This window comes from Butyrivibrio sp. AE3006, from assembly GCF_000424165.1.
Lineage (GTDB): Bacteria > Bacillota > Clostridia > Lachnospirales > Lachnospiraceae > Butyrivibrio.
This window is the reverse complement of record NZ_AUJJ01000028.1, coordinates 1-12,737: the sequence shown is the minus strand read 5'-3', so window position 1 is coordinate 12,737 and position 12,737 is coordinate 1. Positions and strand designations below refer to the sequence as shown.

Annotated in this window: 9 protein-coding genes; 3 read left to right on the top strand and 6 right to left on the bottom strand. The window is 40.7% G+C overall.

The window, feature by feature from the left end:
* Window positions 1-19: 19 nt before the first annotated feature.
* The 5 genes from G603_RS0114110 to G603_RS0114090 all read right to left on the bottom strand — a co-directional run bounded on the left by G603_RS0114110 (window position 20) and on the right by G603_RS0114090 (window position 6,722).
* Window positions 20-1,525 carry a hypothetical protein gene (locus G603_RS0114110; protein ID WP_026670633.1) on the bottom strand — a complete coding sequence of 502 codons (1,506 nt, stop codon included), beginning with the start codon at window positions 1,523-1,525 and terminating at the stop codon, window positions 20-22.
* Window positions 1,526-1,611: 86 nt separating this feature from the next.
* Window positions 1,612-2,790, bottom strand: coding sequence for an SGNH/GDSL hydrolase family protein (locus G603_RS0114105; RefSeq protein ID WP_026524605.1), 1,179 nt, complete (start codon window positions 2,788-2,790; stop codon window positions 1,612-1,614).
* A 191-nt stretch (window positions 2,791-2,981) separates the two neighbouring features.
* Window positions 2,982-3,926: a glycosyltransferase family 2 protein gene (locus G603_RS0114100; RefSeq protein WP_026524606.1), complete on the bottom strand. Its 945-nt coding sequence runs from the start codon at window positions 3,924-3,926 to the stop codon at window positions 2,982-2,984.
* A gap of 13 nt (window positions 3,927-3,939) precedes the next feature.
* A complete protein-coding gene (locus G603_RS0114095; protein ID WP_026670632.1) occupies window positions 3,940-5,712 on the bottom strand; it encodes a DUF6044 family protein in 1,773 nt (590 codons plus the stop codon).
* 14 nt (window positions 5,713-5,726) lie between these two features.
* Complete coding sequence (locus G603_RS0114090) at window positions 5,727-6,722, bottom strand: radical SAM/SPASM domain-containing protein (RefSeq protein WP_026524608.1); 996 nt, start codon at window positions 6,720-6,722, stop codon at window positions 5,727-5,729.
* Between the two features lie 168 nt (window positions 6,723-6,890).
* On the opposite strand from G603_RS0114090, the gene G603_RS0114085 reads away from it, so the two are divergent.
* A complete protein-coding gene (locus tag G603_RS0114085; protein WP_026670631.1) occupies window positions 6,891-8,783 on the top strand; it encodes a hypothetical protein in 1,893 nt (630 codons plus the stop codon).
* Window positions 8,784-8,967: 184 nt separating this feature from the next.
* On the opposite strand, the gene G603_RS0114080 is transcribed toward G603_RS0114085, so the two are convergent.
* Window positions 8,968-10,596, bottom strand: coding sequence for an IS1182 family transposase (locus G603_RS0114080; protein ID WP_026670630.1), 1,629 nt, complete (start codon window positions 10,594-10,596; stop codon window positions 8,968-8,970).
* 154 nt (window positions 10,597-10,750) lie between these two features.
* Here G603_RS0114080 and G603_RS0114075 point away from each other — a divergent pair, with 154 nt between their 5' ends.
* Window positions 10,751-11,452 (top strand): helix-turn-helix domain-containing protein, encoded by a 702-nt coding sequence (locus tag G603_RS0114075; protein ID WP_051207548.1) that lies wholly within the window; start codon window positions 10,751-10,753, stop codon window positions 11,450-11,452.
* The gene (locus G603_RS0114070; protein ID WP_026669667.1) at window positions 11,449-12,414 is read left to right on the top strand and encodes an IS3 family transposase; all 966 of its coding nucleotides are present in this window, start codon (window positions 11,449-11,451) and stop codon (window positions 12,412-12,414) included. The genes G603_RS0114075 and G603_RS0114070 overlap by 4 nt, the downstream gene beginning before the upstream one ends.
* The last annotated feature ends 323 nt before the right edge of the window (window positions 12,415-12,737 follow it).

Here is a 12,737-nt window from a genome sequence, read left to right as displayed (position 1 = left end):
TATTCTTTCCTTTCTAAAATCATTTTGTGGAAACATATTCTGTCTGCTCTGGTTCATAATACAGATGGGTAAGTATCTCTCCACTATTATTATCATATATCAAAATCTGAATATCTTCATCATAATGAGTATCATCATATAAATAGTTCACTTCCTCATCACTTGAAGGATATAGAAGCCTGAAATTCTTCTCAATCGGAATATAAGTAAGCTCTCCCATGGCTGTGGCGGCATTTTCTATGGTTTCCATGCCGCAGGCCTCATATTTGCCATAGGCTGCATCCTTAATCAGTATGTAAGGACCTTCCGTAGCTGATGCCATCTCTATTCCATCAGTCCCTGAAAGCCTTGAAATTAGGTGTTTAATACCCTCATCATGAAAAGCTTCTGACTCAGTATTTACATAAACAATGCTGCTGACATCATCCCTCATAAGAAGATTGAGCTCACATCTGATATCATTTCCGGAAAGCAGCATGTCGTCTAACTCTTCATGAAAATCTGCCGCAAGCTCATCCCACTTGGAATAGTCGCCATCTCCTCTGTGATCTGCAAGATCCGCATTCTGGCTAAACCACTCTCCAATACGATTTGTGACCTTGGTTGCTCCGTTAACATTGAGGTGTCCGTGGTCGTTAAGGTCTGTAGCCTCGTCAATAATGCCATCTTCCTTAAGCATATTGATGCAGGGAACGCCATATCTTTCGGCTACAGCTTCAGCAGTATTAGCCGCAATCTGATCCTTGGTCTCAGCTGAAAAAGGCAGGTAAGTCACAAGAATACCTATTCCGTCTCTCTGGCACTCATCGATAATCTTCATCAGATACTCTTCGCCGACTGTGTGCTCATCAAGAACCTGGCCTTCCTCGCACTGAGGATATTCATCCACATCGGTTTTTACAAGATATCGCATCTCAGCGCCCATAGCCGAATTGGTATTCATGGTACCTGTGAGTCTCTTAAAATCGCTGCCCTCAAGCTCCTTCCATCTGTCATGATAAACAATGAAGTTAAAAAGGAACTGATTCCTTATATCCTTATCCTCTATAAGATCGTTTATGGCTGCTATCTTAAGTCTGCTCAAGGGATAAGCATCCATATTAAGATGGAGCTGCTCTATGGATGTCTTACGCTCGTCCTCCGGCGTATCCTCATAGCATTTATCAAGATACTTATAGTTTTTCTCAAGCATATAGGCATCAACAACCACATAATCCGGTTTACAGTACTGAAGCGCCCTTATAAGCTGCCAATAGCTCTCCTGCAGAAGACTTCCGTGTCCACCGAGATTGTATGAAGTAATACCATAATTCTCGTAAAGTACCAGCGGATTGATACCATTTATCACATGGGATGATCCTATAAAAAGAACATCAAGATGATCTGCCTTTGCTTCTTGGAAAAAGGATGCATTTTTCTCATAGCTGGATTTTCTCTCTGTGACAAGCATTGCTGCAAAAACAGCACCTGCAAGAATAATCAAAAAAATAACTGTGCTGACAAGCAAGCGGGGTCCTTTTTTCATCAAAAAGACTCTCCTTCCTAAAAAATGAGCTTCAGGTTATTACTAAATACCCTGAAGCCCATTATATCGCATAATTATATTAGTTGTTAATTATTATAAGTAAATGAATTAATCTCAATATATGGAAGCTCTGCATCATCGCGTCCAAGAGATTTGTTCAGGAAATGTGCCAAAACCGTGGCATAGACCTGTCTGCCAACCTCTTTGTAATGAAGTCCGTCAGCGAGATAATCCTCAAAAGTAGTAATCTTCAGATCAAAATATGTAGCATACATAGTATCAAGGTAGAAATAGCCATTATCCTCGCAAAGGTTCCTTGATATATCCGCATACTCCGCAAGAGTACCTATTCCCTTACTTACCGTGTAGCTGTCTCCAATAACATATCCGTCAGCACCATACCAGATACAATATGAAGGGCTGCAGATGATGAATTTTGCCTTAGGGCTTATGGAACTTAAAATATCACAACCCTTATTAAGAGCGCCTCTGAAGGAGTGAATATCAAAGGGCTCCCCCTCAGTACTTAAATCCTTACCATTGATGTAATCGTTTGCACCGTATTCTATAACATAGAAATCAACATTGGCAGGATTAACCTTGTGATAATCCTCAGCTGCAGATGTATTATTCATAAATGAATCATCCGGGAGCTGTCCTGCAAGAGCATAGCAAATGCCTACAAAGCATGAATCATTGATATCCTGCGGAAGATCACTGGCACCTCTCTCTATGGAAGCACAGGTTCCGCCGATTCCAAGGTTATAAACTCGTACATCATCACCCATAAGCGCTCTGGTATATGCAGGGATCTCACTTCCTGTATCTCTGGCATTGTCAAACTGGCTGTCACCAAGAAAAACAATATCGATAGTGTTATCCTCCGGAACAGCCGCCTCTGTCTGTGCCTCAGCTTCTGCTGATGCGGCTGCGGCTGCATCTGCTTCTGCATCCTTCTGAAGAACATCAACAGGCTGTGTTATCACTTCTTCTGCAATCTCAGGCTCAACTATATCATCCGGATTAAATGAAGCTGCTACGGAAGAAGCATCACCTGAAGAATTCTCAGCATCTGCATTCTCAGTAGATGACTCTGCGCTGTTTGCATCATTCGCACCGGCATCTTCAGTGCCAGTTACATTCTCCTCAGAAGCTTCTGTCTGTGCCTTATTAGCATTGTTTTTGGCAGATAATACTGCTTCCTTTGAGCATCCGGCAGAAAATACCAACATAAGTGTCATGGCAAGTGCCAGCTTCTTTTTCATAAAAAACTCCTCTCAGTAAGTCAGTCAAAATTAATTATCCTTTTGATAATATCATGAATTTAATTATTTTGTAGAAAGGCTTTCGAATCTTAAGATAATCTTAAGATTGTGGTCACAGTAAATTCAAAATAAAAAATCCCATAAAAATGCCCTCTTTTCCGGTTTTCTCAGATAAAGAGGGCATATTTTTGTCAAGATTTTTTTAGCTTTTCCTTTTTTTCGGAATGAAGGCTTATGAGCCTCATCTCAAATTCTCTTCGGTGATTTATTGTCATGTTATTGAGCATCAGTCCCGAGAATATCGAAAGCAGCGCAGCCATCATAACAAAGCCGCATACGATAAGAGTAGGGAATCTCTCAACCAATCCTGTTTCAATATAAGAAATAAGGATCGGAATAAAGAAAGCAATTGAAACAACGGCGAAAATCGCAGCAAGGATTGAGAAAAAGCCCATGGGCTTATAATCTCTGTAAAGTCTTGCAATTGTCATAAGCACGCGCATACCGTCAGAATAGGTGTTGAGCTTGGACTCGGAGCCCTCCGGACGATCACGGAACTCTATGATGTAGTTCTCTATCTGCATGTGATTGTTAACAGCATGAATTGTCATCTCGGTTTCAATCTCGAAGCCTGTGGACAAAACAGGGAATGTCTTTGCAAATTCGTAACTAAATGCGCGAAATCCCGTCATAACATCTCTGATATCACAATCAAAAAGCTTATTTATACTGCCTCTTACAAGACTGTTTCCAAAATTGTGGAAAGGTCTCTTGTTCTCGGTGAAATATGTTGATGAAAGTCTGTCTCCCACAACCATGTCAGCGTTTTTATTAAGTACAAGTTCGCACATTCCGGGAGCTGAATCCATAGGATAGGTATCGTCTCCGTCTACCATGATATAACACTCTGCATCTATCTCACGGAACATTCTGCGGATTACATTCCCTTTTCCCTGTACATACTCATGTCTTACGATGGCGCCTGCTGCCTTTGAAATCTCTGCAGTTCTGTCCGATGAATTGTTATCATATACATAAATAACCGCATCAGGCAGGGCTGCCTTTGAGTCCTTTATGACCTTCTCAATTGTCTGCTCTTCGTTGTAGCAGGGGATTAAAACCGCAATCTTATCCATCACTTTACCTTCCTTAATTAACCTCGTATACATAAATCACATATGGCGATGATTCATCACTGTATGTGCCCTTTAGCGTAAGTTCTTTTTCCTTCGCATTGGATATATCTATTCTGGAAAAAATATATCTGCAGCCCAGATCTTTCAGAGCTTTACTGTCAATATAAATATCATTATCGGTGACACCGGTATAGCTTCTTGTAGCCATAACTATTGAATCATCGGTTCCCGAATAGAGATAACATCTTGCTCCCCACTCATCAAAGTATATCCGGGTATTCTCCTTGCGGGAAAGCGCCGGCTCTATAACCTTTCTGAAGGCATCCTTATATTCCTGGGTGTAGAATCCAAGATAGCCGTCTATGGTTGATATTCCATTATATTCGAGCACTGCGGGATGCATTCCGTAGGCTGCCGACCAATCATTCTCCGAATAATCAATATCGTTCTTTATTATATCAAAAAGTTCCTCTGAATAGAATTCTCCATAGCTAAGCCTGTCCACTTCATGGCCCGTCTTTATCCTATAGGCCGTTCCGTAAGCAGTGTCATAGAGATCGTTATAGTGCTTTGATCCGATAAGGATCACAAATACTGCTACGACCGGTATGATTGCAGATCCAAAGCTCAGAGCCTTCCTATAAATATCACTATCGCTCTCCCCTGCTGCCTTAGCCATCCGGTAGCAGATTATAAAAAGAGATGCATACCACAAAAAGGGGCTAAAGAAGATGGTTCTGTTAAACTGCCAGCCCGTAAGAGGAGGAACAAGCGTTGCAACAAGATTCCTCATGGCCTCGCTATAATATGACCCGTATACTGCACTGTTAAATACTAAAAGCACAGCAAACAGATTATAAACATCACCAAAAATCCCGCGAATGTTCTTTTTCCAAATATATCTCACATTCAGAAAAACAAAATAGATGATGCATATGGGCAAAACAAAATATGAATGGGCATCATCTGCATGCATCATGCCGTTTTTCCATACATCAAAGGACTCTCCCAAAATCTGCGGAAGCGTCATACTGGCATCCTTCATGGAGCTTCTGATCGTAACTTCATCAGAAAAGAGCATGGTTCCAAAAAGGCGATACTCTAAAATGACAAAACCTGCCGCCAGCACCACAAGGCCGATGCAAAGAGGGATTGATAGCTTTTTATCTGCTATCCATCTCCATATTATGGCCAGCACCAGGTATCCAAGTATAAACATTCCAAAATAGGAAAAATAAGAAACTACCGGGTACAAGAACAAAAGCACATAGAATTTAATTGATTTTACCGATAGGCCCTCTTTGTAGATCCGTCTTAGGAGATAGATCACGAGGGGGATTGAAGCAAAGGAAATTCCAAAAGCAGGGAACAGATTAAGTATTCCATAGGCAAACCCGCAGATATATGCAGGGGCATCGCATTTAAGCCCAAAATCCTTTGCAAGCAGAATACATGAAACAAGGCCTATCACAACCTTTAGAATATATCCCAGGATATATGCTGTATAAGCGGGGAAAACTTCAAATAATACCGAATAGAGATAGAACTCACCGGGGAGATTATCTCTGCTGATCCCATGAAGAAACGGCACCAGCGCATCACGAGCAAAAAACGTATCGGTATTTTGCATCATCTTGTACTGTGCCATGAAAAGATCGAGATTATCGGGTATAGCAATATAGCTGTTTTCACCAACCACCATGTACATGGTAAAAACAGCCATAATAAACAAAGTTATAAGCAGGATATACCATCTTGAAAGTATTTTTCCGGCAAAATCCTTCACAATTACTCCTTAAATCAGTCTTCCTTCTTGATGAGCTTCATTCTCTGCTGACCGCCAAGCTTGTTGGGATCTCTTCCCTCAAGAATAGCGTTAACCATAGTCATACGGAAGCCTGCATCGATGAAATCACAGTGCTTACAGAAAGGCTCGTTCTGACGACCGTTTGCGATCTTTCTTCTGACTTCCATGAACTTCTCTGAAGCCCAGCCTTCCTTAAGGCTTACCTTACTAAGATCGGCAAAATCAGTAACCTCATAGTTATCACAGCAGCAAAGACCAAGCTTACCGTTAGGCATGATCCACATATCTGTGAAGGGAAGAAGACATGTCTCCTTGATAACCTTCTCTGTGGCCTGCTTATTGGGTGCAGAGCCTGCTCTGTTTGTAAGGACTTCCTCTAAATATCTCATCTGAATCTCGATATCAAGATCCTTAAACTCCTCGGGATTAGCCTTAACGTACTCATAGATCTCCTGAATATTGTCATGGAGCTTAAATTCCATGCTGTAGTTATTGATAATGAGCTGATTGATGTAAGGCTTAATCTGTTTAACCTTATCAATTGTAAGGATAAGACCGTTGGTACTCATGAAAATGAAACTCTCAGGGAGCTTCTCTCTTGCGTACTTATGTCTTTCAACAATCTTGGTATCAAGCCAGGGCTCGTTATTACCATAAAGAGTAAGATGTCCCTTGTAGCCCCAGTCTGCAAGCTGGTCGATGATATTCTTGTAAAGCTCATCATCAATCTTGCAAAGAGGTCTCTTCTCTGCGTGTACATTAGCTGTACAGAAAGCGCAGGTAGAGTTACATCTGTTGATGGTCTCGATATTTACAACATTGGGCATCGGCACTTCAGGTGCGTTCATGAAGTAGTCAATATACTTCTGCTGAGACTTATGTCTTGTGACAAACTGAAGCTTCAAATATGCTTCACTTGCAAGCATAGGAAAATGCTTTCTTGCAAACCATCCGAATTTACCCATGAAACTGTTTATCTTAATTGGCATTATACAATCCTCCATAAATTGTCAAACAGAGTTTATTATAGCACATGAATGTCAGATTTTGCTACTATAACGAAATTTGTTTTTAGTTTGACGGAAGGCCAGCTGTTTTCTATAATTAATGGATATTAGGAATAAAATCCTTAGAAAAATCAAGCTTCGGAGCACACTATGAGTAAAATAAACCTATTATTTACTTTATTATATCTGGCTGCCTCTGGCGGATGTGTTGTTCTATGGTATAAGCGTGACAAAAGCAGCAGCTCTCAGATCAATATCTCAAATGTTTCATTTAATAAACTCTATACTATTCTGCTTCCTATCGCAGTAGTGGTAGTGGGAGCTCTCCTTAGATTGTACAAACTTGGCGAAATTCCAATGGGTCTTCACCAGGATGAAGCTTCTATAGGATATGAGGCTTACATTCTGTCCGCATTTGGCATCGACAGAAACGGCTTCAGGTTCCCGGTTTATCCCATAACCTACGGTTCAGGCGGCGGAAGTCCGCTTATGATCTACCTCAATGTGATTACCACATTCCTTTTTGGTTCAGGGGTCACAACACTTCGTGCATTACCGGCTGTTTTGGGGATCATTACACTTCCTCTGTTCTTCCTTACAATACAGAAGCTATCCTCAACCAGTATTAAAACCTCTGAAAACATAAACTCACTTCAGAATATAAACGGCGAATACGTCTGGATTCCGCTGGTTTCACTTTGCATCATCACCTTTAGTCCTTATCATCTGATGCTCTCAAGGTGGAGTCTTGACAGTAACACCACACCTTTCTGGATTATCCTGGCACTTTTCCTTTTTGCTCAGGGAATGACCCTTCAGAAGGATTTTTCCTCCTTCGAAAATGTGGGAACACTTTTCCAGACAAGAGATAAAAAGAAAAGGCAGGTTCTTAGCTCATCTGATGTAAAGGCCACAGTTATCTTTGCGTTGTCAGCCATCTGCTATGCATTATCGCTCTACAGCTACGGCGCAACCACCATAATTATACCGATTCATCTTTTGATAATATCCATATTCTGCGTAAAAACAGGTCGTATGACACCTTTCCAGATGATCCTCGGCATTATACTGTTTATTCTGGCATCAATGCCGCTGATCCTATTCTATGCAGTAAGCTTTTTCGGACTTCCGCAGATCGTAACACAGGTATTTACAATAAATGCTCTTACCGCAAAAAGATCCGTATTTGCCTCCGGTTCAGGCTTTATGCTGGCCATCGCAAAGAGCTTTATTACCATGGTTAAGAATCTGACTGTGGGTAACTCATCTGAGCAGATTCTAAACTATATACCGGGCTATGCTCCGCTGTTTACCTTTGCCTTTCCTATGACCATCATAGGCATTATCGCAAGCTTTATAAGAGCAAAACGCGGTGAATGCATGGACATCTTCATAATAAGCTTATTTGTACCGGCATTTATCTTCGGGCTCTTTGTTGAGGAAGATATAAACAGAATGGTGGTACTCTTCATACCTGCCATGTATTTTCTTGCAAGAGGATATATTTTTACCACATCAGAATTCATTTTGATAGAGAAATCTACAGCAAGTAAGGCTATACATGCTATGATGATAGCCTGCAAGGCCGTGGCACCTGCCATATTCTTTATAGGCGCCGTTCTATTCATAAAGACATATTTTGGCGAGTACAACAAAATGAGTGCTGAGGCCTTCATGCCGGGCTATGGTGAAGCCTGCAGCTATGCAAACGAAGCAGCAGCTGACGATAAGCTTGTTTACTCAACCTACTCGCACTTATCAGCGCCATACATGGTTGCCCTGTATTACACAAAGACATCACCTTATGAATTTATGGAAACCGTTCACTACAGGGATGATAACTCAGAATTTAGAATCGCAGATTCCTTTGGAAAATTTGTATTTAGTCTGCCGGAGGATTTTGATAAAGCCTTTGGTTCCTACCTTGATGATGGAAACATTTTCATCCTGCATAGAGACGATATAGCGGAAAATGAAATAGATACAGATAATTCCAAATACAAATTCTCATATTTTGGGAATTTCGTAGTGGTAACAAACTAAACAATAAAAACTTAAGGGGCTGTCGCATTAGATGATTAAATCATCTGGGCGATGGCCCTTTTTCAGGCCTAAAAATCGGTACTTATATCTGCTTTCTGCTCATATCTCATATTTTTAGAGTAACTTAATAGTCCGAAGATATCTTCGGATCAGATACAGGAGTTTGATTTTTAAGGATCAAAAATTATGCCGTTTTCTTTAGCTCAAAAAGATGAGTTCCTGTTCGGCCGGCCATGATCTTGTGATGCAGTTTATTGATATCGAATCCGATTGCAAGCAACACGCTTTGTGCAAGAACATTCTTCGTCCCCTTATACAAATATCTTCTGAAGTTCATGTCTTCTTTTACATTTGCAAATGAACCCTCCGCCTGAATGCTTCGGTTCATTCTGAGCTGCGTGCCGAATTCGCTGGTTATCCGCTTAAGGCATTCACTGCGCTTTTCTTCAAGCTTTCTCGAAACGTAAAGCCTTTTGTTCCTGTCTTCAAATGGTGTCTTGCAGTTGTTTCCTTTAATGCAATCTTTCTTGTACGGGCATTCCTTGCAGCTATCACATTCATACGTAGTGACACTTCTTGAATAGCCACTTGCTGTTTTTTCGTTGCGGGTAAAGATTGCCTTTAATTCTTTGCCATTCCTGCAAACATAAGCATCATCCTCACTGTCATAATCCATGTTTTCACGTCTGCTGATGTCATTTTTAAATTTCCTTGTTTTTGAAAGTTCATAATTCTGAGGTTTTATGTATGCTGTCTGGTCATTTTCCTCGACAAAAACATAATTCTCTTCACTTTCGTAACCGGCATCAGCCACGATGTTCTTGTACTTAAACGGCAGATGTTTTTCCATGTCATTGAGAAACGGAATGAGTGTCAGAGTATCTGTGGGATTTGGATATATATCAAGCCAGGTAACATACTCGGCATCGACACCATGCTGGAGATTATAAGCAGGTTTAAGCTGTCCGTTCAGCATGGCATCTTCTTTCATGCGCATAAAGGTTGCATCCGGATCTGTTTTTGAATAACTGTTACGATTTCCACACTTGTACAGCTTATATGTGTAATCCTTGAGTTTCTTTATGTATTCTTCAAGTGTTTCGACAGACCTTTGAAGAACAGTTTTTCTCTTTCCGGAGCCATAGACAAACTCTATTCCTTCATCATTCTTAATCTTGTAAAGTTTCTTTTTGAGTCTTTTTAATGTATGAAGTGATATCTGGTCATCATAGACAATCTTCAGGCCATAAAGTTCCTCGCACTCTGCGCAGAAGAGGCATATCTTCTCAGTCAGTTTTGCCATGTTTTTTGAAACTGTTTTTTTCCAGACAAAAGTATATTTATTCGCCACGGATTCAATCTTTGTGCCATCGATGAAGATGTTCTCCCCAGAGATTTCACCAAGATCAAGAAGGATTGTTCCAACCTGAGCCATCATCTGTTTTGAACACTGTGACAGATGCAGGGAAATAAACCTTGCAATGGTTGAATGGTCCGGTGCGGGCAAGCCTTCAAGAAGGTACATGAAATTGATATCACGCTTGCATGAGGTTTCTATGTCTCGAGATGAGAAGATTCTGTTCATTGCTGCATAGACTGCTATCTTCATCATATGACGGGGCGTTGCCTGGCCTTTTCTGATTCTTTCATATGTTGCATAAAGATCAGAAAGGTCCATCTCCTCCACGAATGCGCTTACCAGGCGTACCGGATCGTCATCTGCTACTGATAGGTCTATGTCGAGCGGAAGTTTTATTTGATGATTTAAGGAAGAAAGGCTATAATTTCCTTGTAAGATTTTATTTAGTAGCATAAATATATTTTACAGCAAAGACCAGGCTTTTCGAAGCCTGGTCTTTGTGTTAATCAAGACTTTTAGCACTAAAAAGGGGCCTCGCACTAATTCTGATATGATACCTCCAAAGTAGATAGGTTAAATAACCAAAGTCTACTTTGGAGGTATTTTTGTGTTTTCTTATAAATATAGTGCAGCGCAAAAAATCAGAGCTTGTGAAGATTATCTGTCGGGAAAGTATAACTCTTATGATGTATGTGAGCGTAATGGAATTCATTATAATAAAGAAACACGTTCAGATTCAGCACTGAGACAATGGGTTGCGAAGTATAAACTTAGAGGAGCGAGTGCTTTTTCGGATGATCATTCGACGGCGAAATCGTATTCTTCAATTACTAAAATAAATGCAGTTGAGGATTATTTATCAGGAAAAGGATCAATAACAGACATAACTGCTAAATATGATATCTCAAGCACGACGGTTTTAAGACGGTGGATAAAAAAGTATAATGCCAATAGAGAGCTTAAGGATTATGATCCTAAGCGGGAGGTCTATATGGCAGAAGCTAGAAGAAAAACCACTATTGAAGAACGTAAGGAAATCGTTAAGTACTGCATTGATCATGATCGCGATTATAAAGGTACAGCAGCCACCTATGATGTTTCCTATACACAGGTGTACAGCTGGGTGAGGAAGTTTGATGCTAACGGAGAAGACGCCCTCATTGATAAGCGTGGACATCACAAAACAGATGATGAAGTTAATGAACTTGAACGCTTACGCAGAGAAAACCTGCGACTTAAACGACAGCTTCAGGAAAGGGATATGACTGTTGAACTGTTAAAAAAAGTGAGAGAATTGGAAGGGATGTGAGGCTCGGTAAGGTTAGGTTTGAGTGCAAATATATAGCAATACAGTCTTTCTACAATGAAAAGCACTGGAGTATAAACTGGATGTGTAAAACACTGGGTGTATCACACGCAGCTTATTACAAATGGCTTAATCGGGAGATCCCCGAAGAAGAACTAGAGGACCATAAGATTGCTGAACTCATAAGAGAGTATGACGATCGCTTTGGCCATATCCTTGGATACAGACGTATGACACTGTACATAAATCATTTCAATGGTACTGAATACAAGGTCAAACGCATACACAGGATCATGAAGGCTCTTGGGATCCATGCCATTATACGTCAAAAGAGAAAACAGTATACGTATGCTACACCGGAAACAGTTGCAGCAAACAAGCTTAACAGAGATTTCCATGCTGACAAACCTAACGAGAAGTGGGCTACTGACGTTACAGAATTCAAGATTCCAGAGGTCAATAAAAAACTATATCTAAGCGCTATTCTGGACCTCTATGATCGTGTTCCGGTATCATATGTAATCAGTACAAGAAACAATAATGCATTAGTTTTCAAAACATTTGATAAGGCAATAGAGGCATATCCGGATGCCACACCTCTGTTCCATTCAGATCGTGGATTTCAATACACCAGCAAAGTATTCCAAATGAAGCTTCAGAACCAAGGAATGGATCAGTCAATGTCCAGGGTTGGACATTGCATTGATAATGGTCCTACAGAGGGATTCTGGGGAATAATCAAGACAGAAATGTATGCAATGTATGACATAAACGACGAAACATCGCTCAGAGATGCAATAGAAAAATATCTCCACTTCTACACATATGAACGTCCACAGGAAAGATTTAAAGGAAAGGCTCCGGCAGAAGTACGTCAGGAAGCTCTGCTCACAGACACTCCAGAGGATTATCCTATTGCGGAGAACAAGCGCATCCAGAAGTACAAGGCAAAGTGGGCAGCATAATCATCTATCAAAAACGAAGCCAGAGTCTGGCGACTCTGCCCTTGAATAAAGTGCGCTAAAGCGCACAAATATCCTTGATCTGCTTGACTACAGAATAACTGTCAGGAAATATCAGTCAACCCCAACGCCGCTCCGCGGTGCGCTTGGCGCAGGGTTGACAGTTATTTCCTGGCAGTTATAGTAGTCAACAAGCAGACCAAGGATAAATATGATGGATACAACCATCGACAAAGTAAAAAGGTGATCACTGTTTATGTGACCACCTTTTCGTTTGATGTTATTTTGTTTGTTTTGCCTGTCTACTTGACAGACCCCAGATCATT